Source organism: Agromyces sp. P2_B3 (genome assembly GCF_056404815.1).
In genome coordinates, this window is the sequence record NZ_JBFUDH010000001.1 from 516,556 (window position 1) to 540,622 (window position 24,067).

A 24,067-nucleotide genomic window follows, 5' to 3' on the forward strand; every position below is an offset into this window, starting at 1 on the left:
GGTGCCCACGCTGGTGATGGGCGTCGTGAACGTGACGCCCGACTCGTTCAGCGACGGTGGGCGCTGGTTCGACGCCGAGGCCGCCGTCGCGCACGGCCTCGAGCTCGCCGCCGAGGGCGCCGACGTGCTCGATGTCGGCGGCGAGTCCACGCGTCCGGGTGCCGCGCGCGTCGAGCCCGACGAGGAGCTGCGCCGGGTCGTGCCCGTCGTGCGCGAACTCGCCGGCCGCGGCATCCGGGTCAGCGTCGACACCATGCGGGCGGCCACCGCCGTCGCCGCCGTGGAGGCGGGGGCCGAGATCATCAACGACGTCTCGGCGGGGCTCGCGGATGCCGCGATGGCGCCCATCGTGGCCGAGACGGGCGCGCACTACGTGGCGATGCACTGGCGCGGGCACTCCGACCGCATGGACTCGCTCGCGGAGTACCGCGACGTGGCGGCCGAGGTGCGCGACGAGCTCGCGGCCCGCGTCGACGCGCTCGTCGCCGCGGGCGTGGCCTCCGACCGGATCATCCTCGACCCGGGGCTCGGCTTCGCGAAGCGCGGGGCGCAGAACTGGGAGCTGCTCGGGCGGCTCGACGTGCTCGGCGAGTTGGGGTTGCCCATCCTCGTGGGGGCCTCGCGCAAGCGGTTCGTGGGGTCACTGCTCCCCGAGGGGTCGCCGATGGAGGACCGCGACCTGCCGACCGCCGTCATCAGCGCCCTCTCCGCACAGGCCGGAGCCTGGGGGGTGCGCGTGCACGACGTGCGCGGCACGAGGCGGGCGCTCGACGTCCTCGGGGCGTGGCAGAGTGGACGACGTGGCTAGGACGCGCGACCGTATCACCCTCACCGGCCTGCGCGTGCGCGCGCACCACGGCGTCTTCGACTTCGAGCGCGAGCACGGGCAGGAGTTCGTGATCGACGTGTCCGTCGCGGTCGACCTCGCCGCCGCGGCATCCGGCGACGACCTCGGCAGCACCGTGCACTACGGCGAGCTCGCCGAGGCCGTGGTCGCGGCCGTCGAGCGCGACCCGGTCGACCTCATCGAGACGGTCGCCGAGCGGGTGGCCGCCGTCGCGCTGGGCTACCCGGCGGTCGACGAGGTCGAGGTCACGGTGCACAAGCCCGAGGCGCCCATCCCTGTGCCGTTCGCGGATGTCGCGGTCACCGTCGTGAGGGGGCGCGCATGAGCCGCGCCGTCATCGCCTTCGGCGCCAACCTCGGCGAACGCGAGGCCACGATCGCGTCCGCGACGCGCGCCCTCGCCGAGTCGCCGGGCGTCGAGCTCGTCGCGGTCTCGCCCGTGTACGAGACGGCCGCCATCACCGACGCGGGCGTCGACGCCGACGCGCCGGGCTACCTCAACGGCGTGGTCGTGATCGACACGGTGCTCGCGCCGCTCGACCTGCTCGACCTCCTGCAGGCCATCGAGACCCAGCACGGCCGCGTGCGCACGACGCACTGGGGCGATCGCACCCTCGACCTCGACCTCATCGACGTCGACGGCATCGAGCTCGCGAGCGAGCGGCTCACGTTGCCGCACCCGCGCGCCTGGGAGCGCGCGTTCGTGCTGCAGCCGTGGCTCGACGTCGACCCCGACGCCGTGCTGCCCGGCCGCGGGCCGGTCGCCGTGCTGCGCCGCGAGGCCCGCGACGAGGTGGTGCGCCGATGAAGCGCACCCACGCGTCCACGATCGTCGCGTTCGTGCTCGCCGGCGTCGTCGCGGGCTACCTGATCGATCTGGCCATCGTCTCCGCCGGGGCGAACGCCATCGTGCCGCCCCTGTCGCTGCCGATCACCCTCACGGGCGTCGGCGTGCTCGTCGTGGCGTTCGCGTGGCCGGTGCGCCGGGCCGTCAAGGGCAAGGCCACCAAGCACCTCGACCCGTTCCGGGCGATGCGCACGGCCGTGCTCGCGAAGGCGTGCAGTCTGAGCGGATCGCTCGTGTTCGGGTTCGGCCTCGGCATCACGGTGTTCCTCCTCACCCGCAGCGTGGTGCCCTCGCCCGAGACGGTCTGGATCGCGTTCGCCACCGCGATCGGGGCAGGCCTCCTGCTCGCCGGCGGCCTCGTCGCCGAGGCGTTCTGCACCCTCCCGCCCGACGAGCCCGAGACCGAGAAGGAAGGGCACGTGCATGCCTGAGATCCGCGACGCCCACGCCGGCGAGCCGCCGGCGGTCGAGCCCGCGGCACCCGGTGACACCGGCTGGCTGCGCGTCTCGCCGAAGTACATCGTCGTCGAGGTGGTCGGGTCGCTCATCGGCATGGTCGTGTTCGTCGGCGCCTTCACCATCGCCTACCTGCTGTGGGGCCAGTGGTGGGCGCTCTGGGCCGCCATCGTCATCGGCGTCGCGTCGCTCGTGGGCATCGCGTTCGAGCCGCGGCGCGTGCGGTCCATCGGCTACCGCCTGCGAGAAGACGACCTCCTCTTCCGGCGCGGCATCATGTTCCAGCGGCAGGTCGCCGTGCCCTACGGCCGCATGCAGCTCGTCGACATCACCCGCGGCCCAGTAGCGCGCGCGCTCGGCCTCGCCGACCTCAAGTTCGTGACGGCCGCCGCCTCGACCGCCGTGACCGTGCCCGGCCTTCCGATGGAGGAGGCCGATCGGCTGCGCGACCAGCTCGTCGCGCTCGCCGAGACCCGCCGGGCGGGGCTGTGACCGCACCGGTCCGGCATCCGCCGGTCACGAACCTCGCCGACGGCGAGTGGCACCGGCTGCATCCGGCGAGCCCGCTCCTGCGTGGCGGCCTCGTGTTCATCGCCGTGCTCGGCTTCATCATCGCCAACCTCCGCGAGCGCGTCGTCGACATGTTCCTCGTGCTCTTCGCACCCGACCTCGACGACGGCTTCGACGTGCAGTACGAGCAGTGGCAGGGCGACTGGGCGAACGACCCGATCGGCGGCATCGTCACGAACGGGCTCGTCGGCTGGGCCATCCTCGCCGTCGCCCTCGTCATCGTCGCAGTGATCATCGGGTTCTGGCTGTCGTGGCGCATGCACACGTTCCGCATCACGAACGAGGCGGTGGAGGTGCGCAGCGGCATCCTGTTCCGCTCGCATCGGAGCGCCCGGCTCGACCGCATCCAGGGCATCAACGTCACGCGTCCGCTTTTCGCGCGCCTGTTCGGCACGGCCAAGCTCGAGGTCTCCGTGGCGGGGCAGTCGGCCAATGTCCAGCTCTCCTACCTCGGGTCGGCCCTCGCCGACGGACTGCGCGCCGACGTGCTCCGGCTCGCGTCGGGCGCGCGCGCCGAGCGGGCGGCGCTGGCTGCGGATGCCGCGGGCGCGACGCTTCCCGACTCGTCGAACCCTGCGCCCGGCACCCAGCAGCGCGCCAACGTCTCCGCGGTGCTCGGCCAGCGGGTCGACGAGTTCCTCGCGCCCGAGCTGGACCCGTCGCTCGCGCCCCCAGAGTCCGTGGTGCACCTGCCCCTCGGCCGGGTCATCGGCTCCACGCTCCTCGGCGGCTCGACGGCGTGGGCGGTCATCCTCGTCGCGATCATCGTGGTCGGCGTCACCACGGGGCAGCTGTGGGTGCTGTTCTCGTTCGTGCCCGCCGCGATCGGCCTCGTGAGCTACGTCTGGTCGCGCATCACGAAGTCGCTGCGGTACTCGATCGCCGGCACGCCCGACGGGGTGCGCATCGGCCACGGCCTGCTCTCGACCGGCAACCAGACCATCCCGCCGGGGCGCATCCACGCGATCGAGGCGAACCAGTGGATCCTCTGGCGCGCATTCGGGTGGTGGACGATCCGCATCAACGTGGCGGGCCAGTCGGTCAGTGCCGGCAACGATGCCGCGCAGCGCACCCTCGTGCTCCCCGTCGGCACGGTCGCCGACGTGCACCGGGTGCTCGGACTCCTGCTGCCCGACTCGGCGGCGGCGGTCGATCCGCTCGTCGACGCGGGCCTCACCGGCCGCGACGGCGGCGGGGGATTCTCGCGCACGCCGCGCCGGGCCGCCTGGCTGCGTCCGTTCTCCTGGCGCCGCATCGGGTGGGCGGCGGGCGACGGCGTCGTGCTCATCCGCCGGGGGTGGCTGCTGCGCAGCCTCGCGTTCGTGCCGCTCGCCCGCATGCAGTCGGTCGCCGTGAGCGTCGGTCCGGTGCAGCGGATGCTGCGGCTCGCCTCCGTGCGCATCCACACGGTCGCCGGCCCGGTCGTGCCGAACCTGCCCGACGCCGAGCGCGACGAGGCCGATCGCCTCTTCCAGCGGCTCGCCGACGAGGCCGTGGAACGGGCCGCGAGCGACACGTCGCACCACTGGGGCGCGCCCACGATCACCGGGGAGTCCACCGATGCCGGCTGAGCGCGCGGGCCGGCTCGGCGTCGGCACGATCGGCGCGGGGCGGGTGGGCGCCGTGCTCGCGTCCGCCCTGGCCAACGCGGGGCACGCGCTCACCGGCATCGCGGCGGTCTCGGCGCCGAGCCGCGAGCGAGCCGCGGTCATGCTGCCGGGCGTCCCCGTGCTGCCCATCCCCGACATCGTCGAGCGCAGCGAGCTCGTGCTGCTCGCCGTGCCCGAGTCCGACCTCGCGGCCCTCGTGGGCGGGCTCGCCGATGCCGGGGTCTGGCAGCCGGGGCAGCTCGTGCTGCACACGGCCGCCCGGTTCGGCACGGGAGTGCTCGACCCGGCACGACGGGCCGGGGCGATCCCGCTCGCCGCGCATCCCGCCATGTCGTTCACGGGCACGAGCATCGACCTCGCCCGCCTGCCGGGCACCTGGTTCGCCGTCACCGCGCCCGCGCCCGTGCTGCCGATCGCCCAAGCGCTCGTCGTCGAGATGGGCGGCGAGCCGTTCGTGGTCGCCGAGGACGACCGCGCGGCCTACGCGGAGGCGATCGACACCGCGGTGTCGTTCTCCACGGCGATCGTCGACCAGGCGAGCGGCCTCCTCGACGGCATCGGCGTCGGTCGCCCCGGCGCAGTCCTCGCGCAGCTCGTGCGCAGCTCCGTGGAGAACGCGCTCGCCAGGCACGACGCCGGACCGCTCGTCGACGGGGCGGGTACGATCGACGAGGTCGACACGGATCGGCCGCTGGGAGGTGGCGAGTGACCGAGGTCGCCGCGGGCACGCGCACGGTGCCGACCATCGCGGAGCTCAGGGCCCTGCTCGACGAGCGACGCGCCGCCGGGGCATCCGTCGCCCTCGTGCCCACGATGGGCGCACTGCACGACGGCCATCTCGCCCTGGTGCGCCGCGCACGGGAGCTCGCCGACGTGGTCGTGGTGTCGATCTTCGTGAACCCGCTGCAGTTCGGCCCCGGTGAAGACCTCGACCGCTATCCGCGCACGCTCGACGCGGATGTCGCGGCGCTCGCCGGGCTCGGCGTCGACATGGTGTTCGCGCCGTCGGTCGACGAGATGTACCCGCGCGGCCGTGACGCCGGCACGACGGTGCAGGCCGGACCGATCGGCGAGCGCTACGAGGGTGCGTCGCGCCCCGGGCACTTCAACGGGATGCTCACCGTCGTGGCGAAGCTGTTCGGCATCGCGCAGCCCGACGTGGCGCTCTTCGGGCAGAAGGACGCCCAGCAGGTGCACCTCGTCTCCCGCATGGTCGCCGACCTCGACCTGCCGCTGCGCATCGAGACGGTGCCCACGGTGCGCGAGCCCGACGGCCTGGCGCTCTCCAGCCGCAACCGCTTCCTCGGCGAGGCCGAGCGACGCGCCGCGCTCGTGCTCGCCGAGTCGCTGCGGGCCGCCGAGGCCGCAGCCGGCGAGGGCCCATCAGAGCTCCTCGCCGAGGGCGTGGCGGCCTTCGGCGACCACGACGGCGTGAGCCTCGACTACTTCGTCGTCGTCGACCCCGACACGTTCCTCCCCGTATCCGAGGACTTCCGCGGACGTGCCCTCGTGCTCGTCGCGGCGCTGGTCGGGTCGACCCGCCTCATCGACAACGCGTACGTCGAGGTCGGCGCGGCGGGCTGAGGTCTCGAGGCTTGGGTCTCGAGGCGTGAGGTCCCGTGGGCCCAGGCCCGCGACATCCGCTCAGGCTCGCCCAAGTAGGCTGGTGCACGCACGTTTCCGCGAACCGAGAGTGAACGATGGCCCAGACCCAGACGGATGCCGCGACCGAGCCCACGGCCCCCGAGACCGGCGCCGACGAGATCAGCGCCGACGAGATCTCCGAGCAGAAGGCCGTGCGGCTCGCCAAGCGCGAACGGCTGATCGCGGCATCCGATGACCTCGGGCTGGGCGCCTACCCGGTGCGCCTGCCGATCACGGCGACGATCCCCGAGGTGCGCGACCGCTTCGTGGGTCTGGGCGTCGACGAGGCGAGCGGCGAGCATGTCGGCCTCGCCGGGCGCGTCGTCTACTCCCGCAACACGGGCAAGCTCTGCTTCGCGACCCTCCAGTCGGGCGATGGCAGCCGCATCCAGGCGATGGTGTCGCTGGCAGAGGTGGGCGAGGAGTCGCTCGCCGAGTGGAAGGAGCTCGTCGACCTCGGCGACCACGTCTTCGTCGAGGGGGAGGTGATCACGAGCCGCCGCGGCGAGCTGTCGATCATGGTCAACGGGTGGCGCATCGCATCGAAGGCGATCCTGCCGCTGCCGAACCTGCACAACGAGCTGTCCGAGGAGACGCGCGTGCGCAGCCGCTACCTCGACCTCATCGCTCGTGAGCAGGCCCGCCGCAACGTCATCGACCGCGCCAAGGTCAACGCGAGCCTGCGCCGCACCTTCGACGGGCTGAGCTTCATCGAGGTCGAGACCCCGATGCTCCAGGTCATGCACGGCGGCGCCTCCGCCCGCCCCTTCGTCACGCACTCGAACGCGTTCGACACCGAGCTCTACCTGCGCATCGCGCCCGAGCTCTACCTCAAGCGCGCGGTCGTCGGCGGCATCGAGCGCGTCTACGAGATCAACCGCAACTTCCGCAACGAGGGCGCCGACTCCACGCACAGCCCCGAGTTCGCGATGCTCGAGGCGTACGAGGCCTACGGCGACTACACGACGATGGCCGACCTCACGCAGCAGCTGATCCAGGATGCCGCGATCGCCACGAGCGGCTCGCACGTCGTCACGTGGGCCGACGGCACCGAGTTCGACCTCGGCGGCGAGTGGGACCGCATCTCGATGTACGGCACGCTGTCGGATGCCGTGGGGGAGCCGATCACCGCCGAGACGCCGATCGAGCGGCTCAAGGAGCTCGCCGACGCCGAGGGCATCGAGATCGACCACCCGCTGCCCGGCAAGTTCGTCGAAGAGCTCTGGGAGCACCACGTCAAGGGCTCCCTGCACCGCCCCACGTTCGTCATGGACTTCCCGCTCGACACCTCGCCGCTCGTGCGCGCGCACCGGTCGACGCCGGGCGTCGTCGAGAAGTGGGACCTCTACGTGCGCGGCTTCGAGCTGGCCACCGGCTACTCCGAGCTCGTCGACCCGGTCGTGCAGCGCGAGCGCTTCGTCGAGCAGGCGAAGCTCGCGGCGGGCGGCGACCCCGAGGCGATGCGCCTCGACGAGGAGTTCCTGCGCGCGCTCGAGTTCGGCATGCCGCCGTCGGGTGGCATGGGCATGGGCATCGACCGGCTGCTCATGGCGCTCACCGGCCTCGGCATCCGCGAGACGATCCTCTTCCCACTGGTCAAGTGAGCCGACCTTCCCACCGATGAGCGGATGCCGCAGATGAACGACTACCTCCCGAAGCGCGAGCTCGAGCCCGACCCCGACCCGAAGCGCCCGTCGAACACGCGCCTCGCGATCTGGATCATCGTGGGCGCGATCGGCCTGTACCTGCTCGGCTCGGGCATCTGGGGCATCGTCACCGGCGGCTGACGCCGAAACCGGGCCGAACCCGTATCCTTGAGGGGCTATGAACGAATTCTGGGCGAACGCCATCTGGTCGGTCGCGCCGACCGTGCTCATCGGGCTGATCTTCTGGTTCGTGATGCGCGCGATCATCCGCGCCGACCGCAGTGAGCGCAAGGCGTACGCCCGCATCGAGGCGGAAGAGCGAGCCAAGCTCGGGCGCGAACACCCCGCCGGATGACGATCGACATCACGACGTCGCAGATCACTGCGCTCGTCGCTGCTGCGGTCATCCTCATCGACCTCGTCATCCGCGTCATCGCGGTCATCGTCGTGCCGCGCAATCGCCGGCCGACGGCGGGCATGGCGTGGCTGCTCGCCATCTTCTTCATCCCCATCCTCGGCATCCTCGTCTTCTGGCTGATCGGCAACCCGAAGCTCCCGAAGCACCGCCGTGAGAAGCAGGCCGAGGTCGACGAGTTCATCCGCGAGTCGACGCACGGCGTCGAGCGGGTCAGCGACAGCACCACGTGGCCGCGCTGGTTCGACGGGGTGGTGCGCCTCAACCGCACGCTCGGCGCGATGCCCCTCATCGGCTCGAACAGCGCCAGCCTGATCGGCGACTACCAGGGCTCGCTCGACGCCATGACCGAGGCGATCGACGGCGCCGAGCGCTACGTGCACGTCGAGTTCTACATCTTCGCCTACGACCGCACGACGGCGGCGATGTTCGACGCGCTCGGCGCTGCCGTCGCGAGGGGCGTCGAGGTGCGGGTGCTGCTCGACCACATCGCGTCGTTGCGCGTGAAGGGCTACCGCAAGACCCTGAAGCGCCTCGACCGCATGGGGGTGCGCTGGCAGCTGATGCTGCCGGTGCAGCCCCTGAAGGGCCGCTACCAGCGGCCCGACCTGCGCAACCATCGCAAGATCCTCGTCGTCGACGGCGAGGTCGGCTTCATGGGCTCGCAGAACATCATCGACCGCTCGTACAACAAGCGGTCGAACATCCGTCGCGGCCTGAAGTGGAAGGAACTGGTCGCCCGCGTCGAGGGCCCGATCGTCTCGGGCCTCGAGGGGATCTTCCTCACCGACTGGTACCTCGAGACCGGCGAGGCGCCGATGCGCGAGATCGTGCCGCTCGGGCAGGCGGGCGAGGCGCAGGACTTGGACTGCCAGGTCGTGCCGAGCGGACCGGGGTACAACAACGAGAACAACCTGAAGCTGTTCCTCGCCCTGATGTACGCGGCGCAGGAGCGCATCATCCTCACGAGCCCCTACTTCGTGCCCGATGAGGCGATGCTCCGGGCGATCAGCGGCGCCACCCAGCGCGGCGTGCACGTCGAGCTCTTCGTCTCGGAGATCGGCGACCAGGCCCTCGTCTACCACGCGCAGCGGTCGTACTACGAGGCGCTGCTGCGCGCCGGCGTGAAGATCTGGCTCTACCAGTCGCCGTTCATCCTGCACTCGAAGCACTTCACGATCGACGAGGACGTCGCCGTCATCGGGTCGAGCAACATGGACATCCGTTCCTTCGAGCTCAACATGGAGGTGTCGCTCCTCGTGCGCGGCGCGTCGTTCGTGCGCGAGATGCGCGCGGTCGAGGACGGCTACCGGCGGAACAGCCGCGAGCTCACGCTCGACGAGTGGCTGACCCAGCCACTGCGGTCGACGATCCTCGACAACCTCGCGCGGCTGACCTCCGCGCTGCAGTAGGCGTCACCCGTCGGCGCCGGACGGTCGGCCGGATTCTGAGGAATCGTTCCGTTTCTTCCGCAGAGTCGATAGAGTCCGACTGAGGCAGCACCCCGCGAACTCCGAGTGCTCGGGGTCTCGGGGTGCGGCTGAGAGGACGTTCATGTCTCGCACCCGGGCCGTCTCCCTTGCGGCAGTCGCTGCGTTGCTCGGCGCCTTCCTCGCACCCATCGTGGTGGCCGGGCCGGCGAACGCCGCGACGCTCACGCCCTCCGGTCTCGACACGGGGTTCCAGCTCGATGGCGACAAGACGGGCGGCACGCCGCCGAACACCTTCGACTGGGACAGCTTCCTGACGCCGCCTCAGCCCGACGGCGATTTCACGTTCACCCCGACCGGCGCCTACACGACCGCCGACGGGTACCCGTCGACGGGCATCCTCGACGCCACGTTCGACTGGGACAACGGCTCGCTCGCCGCCTCGTGCTCTGCCACGGGGACGGATGCCACGGGCGCGCCCGGCAGCCAGACGCCGAACACCATCCCGTGGGCGCCCGGACCCTCGAACGTGAACGACAAGGGCGATCTCTGCAGCACGGCGTCGGCCTACGAGGTCGTGACCTCGCCCGACGGCATCCGGCACCTCGTGCTCTACAACTACTGGACGCGGCTGGTCGGCAACGGCAGCCTCAGCGTGCTGCAACTGCTCGAGGGGCCGGCGCTGGGCCGTTGCGACGACATCCTCGTGGTGTTCGACTACGACTCGAGCGGGTCGACCGTGACCGTGCAGTTCCGGCGCTGGGCACCCGTCCTTGGTGATGCGTGCGCGAACCCCAATGCTCCCGGGGCGTGGCTCCCGACGGGCGACCCGATCGACTTCGCATGGGCCGTCGGCGTGCGCACCGAGGGTCCCCTGCCGGTCGGGAACCAGCCGCAGGCGACGTTCGGCGAGTTCGGCGTCGACCTCACCGCCGCCGGTCTCTTCAGCCCGCAGGAGTGCACGACGTTCCGGGTCTCCACGATGCTCACCCGCACGGGCGCGGACTTCGGCGCGCAGACGCAGGACTACTACGTGCCCGACGCGGACGCGCTCACCGTGGCGAACTGCGGCACGCTCAGCGTCACGAAGGACACGCTGCCCGCCGGCATCGACAGTGACGATCGCTTCGACACCCTCATCGACCGCACTGGCGGAGGGATCGTGCTGCCGGCGACGGACGCGACCGAGATCGCCGACGACATCGGCATCGGCGAGACGAACACCTACGAGGGCGTGCTCGCGGCCGACGATTACCAGTTGGTCGAGACCGTCTCGGGCCCGTGGGCGATGCAGTCGATGCGCTGCGCCACGGTGCAGCCGGGCACCAGCCAGGCCATCGAGTTCGTCCTCGACGATCCGTCCGACGTGTTCACCGTGTACCCGTCGACCATCACGACGTGCCGCATCGTCAATGCCACCTCGACGGTGACCGTGACGAAGCAGACCCTGCCCGACGGTGCGGCCCAGGCCTTCGCCTTCGACATCGGCGGGCAGTCGGCATCGCTCAGCGACGGCCAGAGCGCGACGTTCGCCTTCGCGCCCGGCACTGAGGTGGACATCTCCGAGGTGGTGCCCGACGGCTGGCTCGACAGCGCCGAGATCACCTGCAACGCCCCCGGCGCGATCGTCGACGAGACCGTTCCGAGTGCGACCGTGACGACGGTCGCCGGACTGGATGTCGCGTGCACGTTCACGAACACCCAGCTCGCCACCATCCGCATCGCGAAGGAGCTCTTCGACCCGGCCGGCGGCGGCACGTTCGACTTCACCGGCGACTGGACGACCGGGGACCCCCTCCTTCCGGCCGACGGCTCGTTCTCGATCGACGCCGCGACCGGCGACGGCGTCGACTACTTCGCCACCTTCACGGGCGTCGAGCCGGGTGACTACAGCGTGACCGAGCTCCCCGACGCCGACACCCTCTTGGTGACGCTCCTCTGCACCATCGACGGCCAGGACGTCTTCTTCGAGGACACGCCGACCGCCGACTTCACGCTCGCCCCCGGGGCGACGGTGACCTGCTACTACACGAACGCGGTTCCGGGCCAGATCTTCGTGCTCAAGGAGACCGTGCCGTTCGAGTACGACCAGGACTTCGCCTTCGAGTTCGAGTCCGAGGGCGACCCGACCGTCCCGTTCACGCTCAACGCCGGCGTGCAGGACCAGGCGACGTGGGCGAGCGACCCGCTGCCGGGAGGCACCTACACCGTCACCGAACTCGGCGGCGTCACAGACTGGGCGCTCACCGACATCACGTGCAACGTGCCCGGCGGCAGCTTCACGCCGAATCTCGACGATGGCACCGCGGTGATCGAACTGCCCGACACCGGCATCGCCGGATGCCGCTTCACGAACACCGCGACACCCGGCCAGGCGACGGTCACGAAGACCGCGACCGGGATCGCCGACGGATTCGACTGGTCGTTCGACTTCGACCTCGTGAACGACGACACCGGGGAGGTGCAGACCCTTCCGGTCGACACCGCGAATCCGGCCGCGACGTTCAGCGACCTGATGCCGGGCGTGAACTACACGCTGCGCGAGGTGCCGGCGGCCGGCTGGACCTCCACGCTGGCGTGTACCGGCCTCGACGACCTCGACCCCGCGACGGTCGGATGGCAGTTCGTCGGGCCGCCCGCCTTCGACCTCGAGTGCACCGCCGAGAACACGGCGACTCCCGGGGACGTCACCATCACCAAGAGCGTCACCACGGTCGCCGACACGCTCGACTGGGGCTTCGAGTTCACCCTCGATCCGGCCGACGGCGTCACGCCCGGCGCCACCCAGACCGTGACCGGCACGGGGCCCACGACGGGATCGGCGACGTGGCAGGGGCTCCTGCCGGGAGTGACCTACACGCTCGTCGAGACCGATGCCGACGGCTGGATCGAGGGCCAGATCCAGTGCCAGGCGGGTCAGCTCGCCGACCTCGACACCGCCGCGGCGGGCTTCCAGTTCGTCGCCCAGCCAGGGCTCAGCCTCGCCTGCACCGTGTCGAACACGCCGGAGCCCATCGACCTGACCATCACCAAGACGGCGCTCGGCGGTGACGGCACCTTCCAGTTCGTGCTGACGCCGATCGATCCCGTGGGCGAGGCGATGGTGGGCTCCACCGCGACGAGCGGCGGCACTGGCGTCGCAACCTTCACCGACCTCGTCGCGGGCACGACCTACCGGCTCGAGGAGCTCGAGTTCGCCGACTGGATCAGCGGCGAACTCGTGTGCGACGTCACCCGGGCCGGCGGCGGAATAGAGGACCTCGTCCTCACGGCCTTCACGGTGCAGGCGGGCGACAACGTGGCGTGCTCGATCACGAACGAGGCCGTCGGCACGATCGTCATCGCGAAGAACGTCGAGGGCGACGACGGCACGTTCTCGTTCGTCGGCGACTGGGCCGAACCGCCCGACTTCACGATCGAGACGACGGAGGGCACCGGTTCGGCCGTGTTCCCCGGGGTCGCACCGGGCACCTACACGGTCGAGGAGCTCGCGCAGGCCGGATACGAGAACACCGACCTCGTCTGCGTCGACGGTGACGACGGCGGCACCCCGTCGAGCGACCAGGGACTCGTCGGCACGATCGAGCTCGATCCGGGCGAGACCGTCGTCTGCACCTACACGAACGCGCAATGGGGGTCGATCGTCGTCGACAAGACGACGGTACCCACCGGCTCGCCGCAGTCCTTCGACTTCGAGTGGGGGCCTGACGGTGAGGCATTCTCGCTGACCGACGAGGCGGACCCGTACTCCACCGGGCTGGTCCCGCCGGGCACCTACACGGTGACCGAGACCTCCGAGCACCTCCGGTGGCGGCTCACCGGACTGGAGTGCGTCGGCGCCGAGGTCGAGCCGATCGTCGACGGCCGGTCCGTCGAGGTGGTGGTGCCGCTGGCGACCACCGTGTTCTGCACGTTCGAGAACACCGAGCTCACGGGCGTGACGGTGCAGAAGGACCTCATCGGAGCGCCGGTCCTCGACGGCAGCGGCAACGTGACGGTGCGCTACGGGATCACCGTGACGAACACGTCGTCGTTCGAGCAGCCCTACGACCTGCGCGACCGGATCCGGTTCGGCGGGGGCATCACCATCCAGAGCGCCACGGTCGCCTCGGCCGACGGCGTCGTGGTGAACAGCGGCTGGGACGGACGGAACGACGTGCTCGTCGCCGCGGCGGCGCTGCTCGGCTCGAGCGCGGTGCACACCTACACGGTGACCGTGGTCGCGCACGTGCCACCGAACCTCACGCTCGAGCAGGCCGACTGCGCGGTGGCCTCCGGACAGGAGAACTCGGGCTTCCTCAACACCGCGACGATCTCGTTCTGGGACGGCGAGGGCTCCGACGAGGATGACGCGTGCGCGAGCGTGCCCGTCGCGGTGCCGACGGTGCTGTCGTCGACCGGCGTCAGCCTCACGGCGCTGTGGGTCGGCCTGCTGCTGATGCTCGGCGGAGCAGCCGCACTGCTGGCGCGCCGGGCGCGTTCGCAGCGTCGCTGACGACCGGATGCCGCCTCGCCGCCGTCAGTGACGGGGCTTCAACCGCACGGTCGACAGCTCGGGCGCGGGGAGCGGGTCGCCGTCGAACCCGTCGACCGCGCCGAAGCGCCCGTCGGGGTTGTCGCGTCCGATCACGTCGGCCTGCCACTCGCGCCGGAACTCCACGATCTCGTCGTGGTTGCGGCCGATGAAGTTCCACCACATCACGAGCTCCTCGCCGAACGGCACGCCGCCGAGCAGCACGACCCGAACCGGCTGCGCGCCGGCCTCGAGCACGAGCCGCCGACGACCGGGCTCGACGTACGCGAGCTCCGACCAGGCGACCTGGGTGGTGGCATCCGCACCGTCGATCTCGATGGCCACCGGCCCGGCGTCGACGAGCACGCCGTGCTCGAAGGCGGGGTCGAGCTCGAGCTCGGTGCGCCCATGCGCGGGCAGGTCGACCTGGGCACCGAGCAGGGGCGAGAAGACGGTCACGTCGGAGTCGACGCCGGCGAGCGTGCCGACGAACACTCGCACGGTGGCGTCGCCGACCGCGACGGGCACGGTCTCGGCGTGCTCGAAGAACGGCCCGATGTGGCGGGATGCCTCGGGCAGTGCCACCCACAGCTGCACGCCGTGCAGGCGCGTCGTTCCCTGCGTCGAGATCTCGGAGTGCGAGATGCCGCGACCGGCGGTCATGAGGTTGACGGCGCCAGGACGCACCAGCTCGTGGCTGCCCGCGCTGTCGCGGTGCTCGATCTCGCCCTCGAACAGCCAGCTCACCGTCTGCAACCCCGTGTGCGGATGCGGCGGCACGACCATGCCGCCCGACTCGGAGACGTCGTCGGGGCCGTAATGATCGGCGAAGCACCACGCGCCGATGGTCGTGCGCCCCCGCTGCGGGAGCGTGCGCCGCACGCGCATGGCCCGGGGGCCGCCGAGCGGGACGTCGCGGGGCGCGAGCACCTGCACGACCGGACCGGTCGGTGCGTCGGGCGGGCACAGGAGCTCGACCGGATCGCGTTCGAGGTTGCTCATGTCGGCATGCTACCCGCGCCACAGGACACCGGTGCGGGATGCGCGCAGCGAGGGCCACGCAACTCGCGTCGGAGCCCTCGTTTTGCCGCTGCCGCCCGCTAGCATGGCGGCATGGCTCCCTCCGTGCGTCTCCGTCGCGTCGGCTTCGCCGCCGTCGCGCTCGCGTCCGTGTTCCTGCTCTCCGCGTGCAACCCGTCGGGCAACGTCGCCGAGAGCTTCTCCGGCCTCCCCGTGGCCGAGGAGGCCGAGCCGATCGACGTCGACCCCGAATCGGGCGGCGAGGTCGACGACGCCTCCGAGGAGGAGGTCGAGGGCGTCGAGTGGGACAGCGACAGCGGTCAGCCCCAGGTCGCGTGGTGGGAGCAGGGCGGCCAGATCGTCATGGTGGTCTTCGGCAGCTCGACCTGCCCGACCGTCGGCCAGCAGATCCGCACCCTCGAGAAGGCCGGCGAGGGCAACCGCGTCGCCATCGACCTCGTGCAGCGCCCCGAGACCGAGGTCTGCACCCAAGACCTCGTGCCGCACACGACGGTGTTCTGGACGCCGACCGACGTCACCACGACCGAGCCGCTCGTCGTCGAGGTCGCCGGCGACGAACTCACCATTCCCATCAAGTAGCCGATCGGCTGAGCGGGTCGACGGCTCACGGTGTCGATCGGCGCAGCACCAGCAGGTCGCCGATCTCGCAGCCGAGCACCTCGCAGATCGCCTGCAGCGTCGAGAAGCGGATGGCGCGGGCGCGGTCGTTCTTCAGCACGCTCAGGTTCACCACGCTGACGCCGACCCGGTCGCTGAGTGCCTTCAGCGTCATGCCGCGCCGTTCGAGCAGCTCGTCGAGGCGGCAGTGCACGTCGGAGGCGTCGTCGGGCTCGGCCGGGGCCATCAGACGAGGCCCTCGGTGTCGCGCTGCAGGCGCTCGCCGACCTGGAATGCCGCGCCCACCACGCCGAGCGCCATGATCCCCCAGAATGCGACCCAGTCGGTCGAGAACAGCACCCCGTCGTAGCCGTACTCGCTGACCGCCGACAGTGCTCCGTTGACTCCCATCGTCGTGAAGAGCCCGCCGAGGATCCAGCCGACGAGGAGGGTGAAGGTCGCCCACCAGATGACGCGCACGTTGGCCCTGCTGAACGCGCGGCCCCGCCCGACGTTCCAGGCGAAGGCGGCGAGCAGCGCGATCACCACGATCGTCGCGAGGCCGGCCACGATGGGCTGGGCGACGAGCGCGAACTGGGTTGCGGCCGCGGGGTGCGGCACCGTGACGACCGCCTGGGTGACCTCGACCTGCACCGGTGCGCCGTCGGGGCCGATGGGCAAGGGTGCGGTCTCGTCCATGAAGGGCACAAGCACCGGCACGTCCCGCGCCGGCAGCACCTCGAGGAGCCGCGCGACCGTGGCCCACGCCGTGCCGACGATGCCGAGTACGGCGAACCCGATGGTGACGAACATGGCCGCCTGATCGCTGCGGCGCAGGGCCGTCGGCGAGGTGCTGAGGGACATCCGGATCTCCATATCGATCTTCGATACCAACGAATATCGATATGGTAGGGCTGGGCTCCGGTCTGGTCAAGCGGTGCGCCCACGGCGAACACCCGCCCACGCGGCATCCCGAGTGTTTACGCTCGATGTATCGACGCCCCCGAATCCAGCCGGCGCCGGTGAGGAGTTGAGGATGTTCGAGAGATTCACCGACCGAGCCCGTCGTGTCGTCGTCCTGGCCCAAGAAGAGGCCAAGATGCTGAACCACAACTACATCGGCACCGAGCACATCCTGCTCGGTCTCATCCACGAGGGTGAGGGCGTTGCCGCCAAGGCGCTCGAGTCGCTCGGGATCTCGCTCGACGCGGTGCGCGAGCAGGTGCAGGACATCATCGGCCAGGGCCAGCAGCAGCCGACGGGGCACATCCCGTTCACGCCGCGCGCGAAGAAGGTCCTCGAGCTCTCGCTGCGCGAGGCGCTCCAGCTGGGCCACAACTACATCGGGACCGAGCACATCCTGCTCGGCCTGATCCGTGAGGGCGAGGGCGTCGCCGCCCAGGTCCTCGTCAAACTCGGCGCCGACCTCAACCGCGTGCGCCAGCAGGTCATCCAGTTGCTCTCCGGTTACCAGGGGAAGGAGCAGGTGCAGGTGGGGGCGAACGACCAGCAGCAGCCGCAGGGCGGCTCGCAGATCCTCGACCAGTTCGGGCGCAACCTCACGCAGGCCGCGCGCGAGTCGAAGCTCGACCCCGTGATCGGGCGCGAGAAGGAGATCGAGCGGGTCATGCAGATCCTCTCGCGTCGATCCAAGAACAACCCGGTGCTCATCGGCGAGCCCGGCGTCGGCAAGACCGCCGTCGTCGAGGGCCTCGCGCAGGCCATCGTGAAGAACGAGGTCCCCGAGACGCTGAAGGACAAGCAGCTCTATTCGCTCGACCTCGGCTCGCTCATCGCCGGTTCCCGCTACCGCGGCGACTTCGAGGAGCGCCTGAAGAAGGTCACCAAGGAGATCCGCACCCGCGGCGACATCATCGTCTTCATCGACGAGATCCACACCCTCGTAGGTGCGGGCGCCGCCGAGGGCGCAATCGACGCCGCGTCGATCCTCAAGCCGCTCCTCGCGCGCGGTGAGCTGCAGACGATCGGCGCGACCACGCTCGACGAGTACCGCAAGCACTTCGAGAAGGACGCCGCGCTCGAGCGCCGATTCCAGCCCATCCAGGTGCAGGAGCCCTCGCTGCCCCACACGATCAACATCCTCAAGGGGCTGCGCGACCGCTACGAGGCGCACCACAAGGTGTCCATCACCGACGGCGCGATCGTGGCCGCGGCGAACCTCGCCGACCGCTACATCAGCGACCGCTTCCTCCCCGACAAGGCGATCGACCTGATCGACGAGGCCGGCGCCCGCCTGCGCCTCTCGATCCTCTCGTCGCCGCCCGAGCTGCGCGAGTTCGACGAGAAGATCGCCGTGGTGCGCGCCGCCAAGGAGACCGCGATCGAGGAGCAGGACTTCGAGAAGGCCGCGTCGCTGCGCGACGAGGAGAAGAACCTGCTCGGCGAGCGCCTGCGCCTCGAGAAGCAGTGGAAGTCGGGCGACGTCAAGACCACCGCGGTGGTCGACGAGGGCCTGATCGCCGAGGTGCTCGCGCAGGCCACCGGCATCCCCGTCTTCAAGCTCACCGAAGAGGAGTCGTCGCGACTCGTCTTCATGGAGAAGGCGCTGCACGAGCGCGTCATCGGCCAGGAGGAGGCGATCTCCGCACTGTCGAAGACCATCCGCCGCACCCGCGCCGGACTGAAGGACCCCAAGCGTCCCTCGGGCTCGTTCATCTTCGCCGGGCCGACCGGCGTCGGCAAGACCGAGCTCGCCAAGGCGCTCGCCGAGTTCCTGTTCGACGACGAGGCGGCGATGATCTCGCTCGACATGTCGGAGTACGGCGAGAAGCACACCGTCTCGCGACTGTTCGGCGCCCCTCCCGGGTTCGTCGGCTTCGAGGAGGGCGGCCAGCTCACCGAGAAGGTGCGGCGCAAGCCGTTCAGCGTCGTGCTCTTCGACGAGATCGAGAAGGCGCACCCCGACATCTTCAACTCCCTCCTCCAGATCCTCGAGGAGGGCCGTCTCACCGACGGCCAGGGTCGCGTCGTGGACTTCAAGAACACGGTCATCATCATGACGACGAACCTCGGCACGAAGGACATCTCGAGCGGCCCAGTGGGCTTCCAGCTCGAGGGTGACACCCGCACCGGCTACGACCTCATGAGCGGCAAGGTGAAGGAGGAGCTGAAGAAGCACTTCAAGCCCGAGTTCCTGAACCGCGTCGACGAGATCATCGTGTTCCCGCAGCTGTCGAAGCCCGAGCTCCTGCAGATCGTCGACCTGTTCCTCAAGCGCCTCAGCGAGCGCCTGCTCGACCGGGACATGACCGTCGAGCTGACAGTGCCCGCCAAGGAGCGGCTGATCGAGGTCGGCTTCGACCCCGCTCTCGGCGCCCGGCCGTTGCGCCGAGCGGTGCAGCGCGAGGTGGAGGACCGCCTGTCGGAGAAGATCCTGCACGGCGAGCTCAACTCGGGCGATCACGTGCACGTCGACTTCCGCGACGGCGAGTTCGTGTTCACCACGTCGCAGCGGGCCCTGCCCGTCGGCGTGGGCGTGAACACCGGCGCCGCGATCGGCGCCGGGCCTGTGAGCCCCGACCTCGCGGCGGCTGCGGGCGAGTAGCCCACCCACCACCCACGGTTCGAAGAGCGGATGCCACGCGGCATCCGCTCTTCGCCGTTTCGGCCGCGGGTTCCGCTGCCGTGCCGGCTGCCGCTCGCGCGGACGGTGTCGGTTCGTGGCGGCCTCCGCGCCGCCCGCCTGCCGGGCGCGGATAGCATGACGTGATGACCGACTTCACGGTGCGCCGCGCGCGCACGAGCGACGTGCCGAAGATCATCGCACTCGTGGAACCGCTCGTGTCCCGGCGCATCCTGCTCGGCAAGGAGCGGGTCGACCTCTACGGCTCGGTGCAGGAGTTCCGCGTCGCCGAGGCCGCCGACGGCGAGGTCATCGGGGCGGGCGCGCTGCACGTCATGTGGGAGGACCTCGGCGAGGTGCGCACCCTCGCGGTCGACGACGCGTGGCTCGGACGAGGCGTCGGCCACGCCCTGCTCGAGACGCTCGAGTCGGAGGCACGCGAGCTGGGCCTCAGCCGGCTGTTCTGCCTCACCTTCGAGGTGGGGTTCTTCGGGCGGCACGGATTCGAGGACATGGGCGACGAGACCGTCGACCCCGACGTGTACGCCGAGCTCGTGCGCTCGCACGACGAGGGCGTCGCCGAGTTCCTCGACCTCGCCCGCGTGAAGCAGAACACGCTGGGCAACACGCGCATGCTGAAACGGCTCTGACCGGGCATCCGGCGCGCCGGGCGACTGCCGGGACGATTGGCCTCCCGGTCGTACCCTGAGGGCATGTCGACGAATCCCGCACCGGCACGGCGGCAGTCGCCGCAGGTGTACCGACGTCGTCGGCTCCTGGTGCTCCTCGGACTCGTCGCGGTGATCATCGCGATCGTGCTGGTGATCGTGCGGCCGGGTTCGAGCCAGGGCGATGAGCCGGATGCCGCGGCCGGCGCCGCGCCCACGGCCACCCCCGACGCCACCGGCGAGCCGACCGCGCCGCCGACCGTGATCCCCACCGAGGCGACCGAGGTCGACGGCGACCCCTGCACCGCGAAGAACGTGGTGGTCGAAGCCGTCACCGACAAGACGGTGTACGAGGCGGGCGAGCAGCCGCAGCTCTCCGTGACGATCACCAACACGGGCAAGAACGTCTGCGTGCTGAACGCCGGGACGAACGCCCAGGTGTTCACGATCAAGAGCGGCGAGGAGCTCTACTGGCAGTCCACCGACTGTCAGGTGGACCCGATCGACGCCGAGGTGTCGCTGACGCCGGGCACGCCGATCTCGTCGAGCGTGCCGATCGTCTGGGACCGCACCCGGTCGAGCGCCGAGACCTGCGAGGGGCCGCGCGAAGCCGTGCCCGCCGGCGGGGCGTCGTATCACCTCGAGGTCACCGTCGACGGCATCGCGTCGGAGGCATCGAAGCAGTTCCAGCTCTACTGAGCCGCCGACCGAGGAGTGTCCCCCGAAACGCCGACACTGGAACGTCTCGCGCCCTTGTAGGGTGAGCGGCAGTTCGAGTGACTGGGCTCATTGCGCTTGGACAGCCTTCACCCACCGGCGATCGTCGGTGGGTGAAGGCGATCTGGGGGCCGTGACACGCCCGCTCGCACGTCTCGCTCGGCCTCGACGCGTGTTCCGCGCCGGAGTAGAATTCGCACGAGTTGCTTGGCCCGGACCCCGCTGAGTGATCGTGATGCATGCTGTCGCCTCGGCGTCGCCCGTGCCATGCGGGTTGCTTCGTTCTCGAAGGTGGGATGCAGCATGGGACGCTTCGTGTACGACCGCGATGCCACGGTCGAGATGGATGATCGCACCTTGGCGCACCTGCAGGTGGTGATCATCAACAAGCTCCGCAGGCAGGAGAGCTTCGCGCTCACGCTTCGCGATGATCAGCGGACGCTGAGCGTCTGGGTCTGCCCGCAGACCGCCGTGCAGTTCGTGTACTCGGGCAACAGGCACCCCACGCTCAACCGCGAGTGGATCGAGGAGCTCGCGGTGTCGGCGAACTCCATGGGCGGCCTCAGGTTGGTCCCCGAACCGTCGGCCGTGGCACACCACGAACTCGCGACACCGATCGTCGAGGAGGCGGTCACCACCTGAGCCGGTTGTTCACAGCGGACTCACCGCCTATGGCGGGGGAACCGACCTAGGCTGTGCTCGCAGCCGGAATCGTGAGGGTCCGAGGCGCGTCGACGAAGACGAAGGCGGCCCCGTCGACCCCACGATGCCGGCTGCGAGCCGCCCTCGTCGCGGCATCCGCTCGGTACGCTGGAGGCATGGCCCAGCGCAAGAAGTCCGGCAAGCCCAGCGCACCCGTCGAGTTCCGGTCGCAGGCGCTCGCCGAGGCGCTCGAGCGGCAGGACATCGCCGCGGTGGCCCTCGCGCTGCGCCATGGCAACACGGTGGTGCCACTGGTGAAGCCCGGCCCGCGCGACACGCCCCTCGACGGTGGCGAGGTGTGGACCTACCGCGACCCGAGCACCGGCGACGTGGCGTTGCTGCTGTTCAGCGACGCCGCGAACAAGCCCGCGAACCTGCCCCCGGCCGTGGGGCTGCAGAGCCCGGCCTGGTTGCGCAGCTTCCTCACCCGGTACGAGTCGACGATCACCACGGTGTTCCTCGACATCGCGGGACCGCACCCGATGCAGGCGCCCCCGGGGGAGCTGCTGCGCGCGCTCGAGGCGTAGGATCCGACGCGCGCCGGGCCGTCAGAACGCGGCGTCGAGCTCGCGCTCGCGACTCGAGGCCGACGCCATCATCGCCTGCTCGACGGCCGCGCGCACGCTGCCGGCCTCGACGTCGAGGATGGTGGAGTAGCCGAGCCGGCGTGCTTCGCTGCCGCGCTGCTTCGCCGAGGTGACGGGGCGCACCTCGCCCGCCAGGCTGATCTCGCCGAACGCCGCGAGTTCGTGCGGAACGGCGCGGTCGCGCATGGCCGACGCGATGGCCACCGCGATGGCGAGGTCGGCACCGGGCTCGGCAAGGCGGACGCCGCCGACCGTGGAGACGTAGACGTCGTGCTCGCCGAGCTGACGGAGGCCCGCGCGGCGCTCGAGCACGGCGATGATCATCGCGACGCGCGACGGGTCGACGCCGTTGACCACCCGGCGCGGCTGCGGCGCCTTCGTCGAGACGACGAGTGCCTGCACCTCGACGGGCAGCGCTCGCCGGCCTTCGAGGGCGACCGTGACGCACGTGCCGCTCACGGCGTTGCGCGAGCGGCTCAGGAACAGGCCGGACGGGTCGGGCACCTCGGCGATGCCGTCGCCGGTCATCTCGAAGCAGCCGACCTCGTCGGTGGGACCGAAGCGGTTCTTCAGTGCGCGCACGAAGCGGAGGGCCGTCTGCCGGTCGCCCTCGAACTGGCAGACGACGTCGACGAGGTGCTCGAGCAGCCGGGGGCCGGCGATCGAGCCGTCTTTGGTGACGTGCCCGACGAGGAGCACGGGCAGTTGCCGCTCCTTCGCCACGCGGATGAGGGTGGAGGCGACCTCCCGGACCTGGCTCGGCTGGCCGGGCAGGCCGTCGGACAGCGAGCTCGACACGGTCTGCACGGAGTCGACGATGAGCAGCTCGGGGGAGACCTGGTCGACCTGCCCGAGGATCGTGGCGAGGTCGGTCTCGGCGGCGAGGTAGAGCTCGTCGTGCAGGGCCCCCGTGCGGCCGGCACGGAGGCGCACCTGGGCGGTGGACTCCTCGGCGCTGACGTAGAGCACGCGCCGGCCGGTGGCGGCGACGCGGGCGGCGACCTCGAGGAGCAGCGTGGACTTGCCGACGCCCGGCTCGCCCGAGAGCAGGATGGCTGCGCCCGCGACGATGCCGCCGCCCAGCACCCGGTCGAACTCGCCGATGCCGCTCGGGCGGTGCGCCGCGGAGTCTTCGACGTCGACCTCGCTGATGGGTCGCGCGGCACGCGCCGCGGACGGCGTCACCGCCTGCAGGGAGCGCAGGATGCCGGTCTGCTCGGCCGCGTCGACGACGGTGCCCCACTGCTGGCACTCGGCGCACCGGCCGACCCACTTGACGGTGCTCCACCCGCATTCGGTGCAGCGGAATGCGGAGGTGGGCTTGGCCATGCCCCGAGCCTAGGCGTCGCCTCCGACAACCGCGGGCGCGACATCCGGAGCCGTCGTCTCGGGTGTCGGGAACCGCTCGACGAGCTGCGCCGCGAGCGACGGCGCGAACGCGTCGGCCCACACCCGATAGCCATGGTCGTTGGGGTGGAACATGTCGATCGCGAACTGCGTCAGCATGCCCGGGATGCCCTGGTGGCGCGTCTCGGTGTGCAGCGGCACGACGGTGAGCCCGTGCTCGGCGGCCACCGCCCGCACGATTCGGTTGGCCACGGCGACCTTGCGCTCGTTGCGCGGGAAGTAGAAGAACGGCAGGTTCGCGACCAGCGCGTGCTGGGGCAGGGCCGCGAAGATGGTGCGGATGCCGCGTTCGAACGCCGCGGGATCCCACTGCGCGATGTCGTTGGCCCCGATCGCGACGGTCACGACGTCGGGCTTCAGCTTCAGGAACCGGGGCAGTTGGTCCTGCACGGCGAGCTCGACCGTCGCGCCCGACACGCTGAGGTTCACGACGCGCACGCTGCGGCCGGTGATGGCGCCGATCTCCTCGGCGAGCACGCCCACGTAGCTGCGGTCGGGGCTCGACGCGCCGATGCCCTGCGCGGCGCTGTCGCCGATGGCGACGTAGAGCAGCTCGCCCCGCACCTTCGCGCGGTCGCGCCACCACTTCGAGTGCACGGGGAGCGTCTCGTTCAGCACGAGGGAGTTCGCCGTGAGGCGGGCGCGGAAGCGGCGCCATCCGAGGGTTGCCGCCGCTCCGGCAGCCGCGATCGCGGCCGCCACGGCGGTCGTGCGGAGGAGCCGGTCGGACGTCGCCACGCCGTCGACCGTATGGGAGCACGCTGGACGGTCGCTGAACGCCCGGGTCC

The 24,067-nt window shown here is 70.8% G+C and carries 24 protein-coding genes; 19 read left to right on the top strand and 5 right to left on the bottom strand.

What is annotated here, in order from left to right:
* Positions 1 to 16 precede the first annotated feature (16 nt).
* The 13 genes from folP to AC1DZA_RS02435 all read left to right on the top strand — a co-directional run bounded on the left by folP (position 17) and on the right by AC1DZA_RS02435 (position 13,959).
* A complete protein-coding gene (gene folP / locus AC1DZA_RS02375; protein ID WP_476771632.1) occupies positions 17 to 808 on the top strand; it encodes a dihydropteroate synthase in 792 nt (263 codons plus the stop codon).
* Positions 801 to 1,172, top strand: coding sequence for a dihydroneopterin aldolase (gene folB, locus AC1DZA_RS02380; protein ID WP_476771564.1), 372 nt, complete (start codon positions 801 to 803; stop codon positions 1,170 to 1,172). Before folP ends, folB begins: the two co-directional genes overlap by 8 nt.
* A complete protein-coding gene (gene folK, locus AC1DZA_RS02385; RefSeq protein WP_476771565.1) occupies positions 1,169 to 1,654 on the top strand; it encodes a 2-amino-4-hydroxy-6-hydroxymethyldihydropteridine diphosphokinase in 486 nt (161 codons plus the stop codon). Before folB ends, folK begins: the two co-directional genes overlap by 4 nt.
* Entirely contained in the window at positions 1,651 to 2,124 is a 474-nt protein-coding gene (locus AC1DZA_RS02390; protein ID WP_476771566.1) for a DUF3180 domain-containing protein, read from the top strand. The genes folK and AC1DZA_RS02390 overlap by 4 nt, the downstream gene beginning before the upstream one ends.
* Positions 2,117 to 2,641: a PH domain-containing protein gene (locus AC1DZA_RS02395; RefSeq protein ID WP_476763585.1), complete on the top strand. Its 525-nt coding sequence runs from the start codon at positions 2,117 to 2,119 to the stop codon at positions 2,639 to 2,641. Before AC1DZA_RS02390 ends, AC1DZA_RS02395 begins: the two co-directional genes overlap by 8 nt.
* Positions 2,638 to 4,290, top strand: coding sequence for a PH domain-containing protein (locus AC1DZA_RS02400; protein ID WP_476771567.1), 1,653 nt, complete (start codon positions 2,638 to 2,640; stop codon positions 4,288 to 4,290). Before AC1DZA_RS02395 ends, AC1DZA_RS02400 begins: the two co-directional genes overlap by 4 nt.
* Positions 4,280 to 5,038, top strand: coding sequence for a Rossmann-like and DUF2520 domain-containing protein (locus tag AC1DZA_RS02405; RefSeq protein WP_476771568.1), 759 nt, complete (start codon positions 4,280 to 4,282; stop codon positions 5,036 to 5,038). Before AC1DZA_RS02400 ends, AC1DZA_RS02405 begins: the two co-directional genes overlap by 11 nt.
* On the top strand, positions 5,035 to 5,913 hold the full coding sequence (panC, locus tag AC1DZA_RS02410) for a pantoate--beta-alanine ligase (RefSeq protein ID WP_476771569.1): 879 nt from the start codon (positions 5,035 to 5,037) through the stop codon (positions 5,911 to 5,913). The genes AC1DZA_RS02405 and panC overlap by 4 nt, the downstream gene beginning before the upstream one ends.
* A 116-nt stretch (positions 5,914 to 6,029) precedes the next feature.
* Positions 6,030 to 7,577: a lysine--tRNA ligase gene (gene lysS / locus AC1DZA_RS02415; protein ID WP_476771570.1), complete on the top strand. Its 1,548-nt coding sequence runs from the start codon at positions 6,030 to 6,032 to the stop codon at positions 7,575 to 7,577.
* Between the two features lie 33 nt (positions 7,578 to 7,610).
* On the top strand, positions 7,611 to 7,760 hold the full coding sequence (locus AC1DZA_RS02420) for a hypothetical protein (protein ID WP_309977178.1): 150 nt from the start codon (positions 7,611 to 7,613) through the stop codon (positions 7,758 to 7,760).
* 37 nt (positions 7,761 to 7,797) lie between these two features.
* Complete coding sequence (locus tag AC1DZA_RS02425) at positions 7,798 to 7,974, top strand: hypothetical protein (RefSeq protein ID WP_203230693.1); 177 nt, start codon at positions 7,798 to 7,800, stop codon at positions 7,972 to 7,974.
* Positions 7,971 to 9,446, top strand: a complete 1,476-nt coding sequence (cls, locus tag AC1DZA_RS02430) for a cardiolipin synthase (protein ID WP_476771571.1) — start codon at positions 7,971 to 7,973, stop codon at positions 9,444 to 9,446. Before AC1DZA_RS02425 ends, cls begins: the two co-directional genes overlap by 4 nt.
* 142 nt (positions 9,447 to 9,588) lie before the next feature.
* Complete coding sequence (locus tag AC1DZA_RS02435) at positions 9,589 to 13,959, top strand: prealbumin-like fold domain-containing protein (RefSeq protein ID WP_476771572.1); 4,371 nt, start codon at positions 9,589 to 9,591, stop codon at positions 13,957 to 13,959.
* A gap of 24 nt (positions 13,960 to 13,983) precedes the next feature.
* On the opposite strand, the gene AC1DZA_RS02440 is transcribed toward AC1DZA_RS02435, so the two are convergent.
* A complete protein-coding gene (locus AC1DZA_RS02440; RefSeq protein WP_476771573.1) occupies positions 13,984 to 14,979 on the bottom strand; it encodes a pirin family protein in 996 nt (331 codons plus the stop codon).
* Positions 14,980 to 15,090: 111 nt separating this feature from the next.
* On the opposite strand from AC1DZA_RS02440, the gene AC1DZA_RS02445 reads away from it, so the two are divergent.
* Positions 15,091 to 15,597, top strand: coding sequence for a hypothetical protein (locus tag AC1DZA_RS02445; protein WP_476762425.1), 507 nt, complete (start codon positions 15,091 to 15,093; stop codon positions 15,595 to 15,597).
* Between the two features lie 25 nt (positions 15,598 to 15,622).
* Here the strand turns inward: AC1DZA_RS02445 and AC1DZA_RS02450 are convergent, their stop codons facing one another.
* Both AC1DZA_RS02450 and AC1DZA_RS02455 read right to left on the bottom strand, forming a co-directional pair.
* Positions 15,623 to 15,862: a helix-turn-helix domain-containing protein gene (locus AC1DZA_RS02450; protein WP_476762426.1), complete on the bottom strand. Its 240-nt coding sequence runs from the start codon at positions 15,860 to 15,862 to the stop codon at positions 15,623 to 15,625.
* A complete protein-coding gene (locus AC1DZA_RS02455) occupies positions 15,862 to 16,479 on the bottom strand; it encodes a hypothetical protein (protein WP_476771574.1) in 618 nt (205 codons plus the stop codon). Before AC1DZA_RS02455 ends, AC1DZA_RS02450 begins: the two co-directional genes overlap by 1 nt.
* Before the next feature lie 172 nt (positions 16,480 to 16,651).
* Here AC1DZA_RS02455 and AC1DZA_RS02460 point away from each other — a divergent pair, with 172 nt between their 5' ends.
* The 5 genes from AC1DZA_RS02460 (at position 16,652) to AC1DZA_RS02480 (ending at position 21,812) form a co-directional block, all read left to right on the top strand.
* On the top strand, positions 16,652 to 19,180 hold the full coding sequence (locus AC1DZA_RS02460) for an ATP-dependent Clp protease ATP-binding subunit (RefSeq protein WP_476771575.1): 2,529 nt from the start codon (positions 16,652 to 16,654) through the stop codon (positions 19,178 to 19,180).
* 164 nt (positions 19,181 to 19,344) lie between these two features.
* Positions 19,345 to 19,848, top strand: a complete 504-nt coding sequence (locus tag AC1DZA_RS02465; protein WP_476771576.1) for an amino-acid N-acetyltransferase — start codon at positions 19,345 to 19,347, stop codon at positions 19,846 to 19,848.
* Between the two features lie 63 nt (positions 19,849 to 19,911).
* Entirely contained in the window at positions 19,912 to 20,565 is a 654-nt protein-coding gene (locus tag AC1DZA_RS02470) for a hypothetical protein (protein WP_476762429.1), read from the top strand.
* A 321-nt stretch (positions 20,566 to 20,886) separates the two neighbouring features.
* Positions 20,887 to 21,225: a DUF7882 family protein gene (locus AC1DZA_RS02475; RefSeq protein ID WP_476771577.1), complete on the top strand. Its 339-nt coding sequence runs from the start codon at positions 20,887 to 20,889 to the stop codon at positions 21,223 to 21,225.
* A gap of 176 nt (positions 21,226 to 21,401) precedes the next feature.
* Complete coding sequence (locus tag AC1DZA_RS02480) at positions 21,402 to 21,812, top strand: dehydrogenase (RefSeq protein ID WP_309977196.1); 411 nt, start codon at positions 21,402 to 21,404, stop codon at positions 21,810 to 21,812.
* 21 nt (positions 21,813 to 21,833) lie between these two features.
* Here AC1DZA_RS02480 and radA read toward each other — a convergent pair whose 3' ends face one another.
* Entirely contained in the window at positions 21,834 to 23,201 is a 1,368-nt protein-coding gene (gene radA / locus AC1DZA_RS02485; protein WP_476771578.1) for a DNA repair protein RadA, read from the bottom strand.
* A gap of 9 nt (positions 23,202 to 23,210) precedes the next feature.
* On the bottom strand, positions 23,211 to 24,017 hold the full coding sequence (locus AC1DZA_RS02490; protein ID WP_476771579.1) for an SGNH/GDSL hydrolase family protein: 807 nt from the start codon (positions 24,015 to 24,017) through the stop codon (positions 23,211 to 23,213).
* Positions 24,018 to 24,067 lie beyond the last annotated feature (50 nt).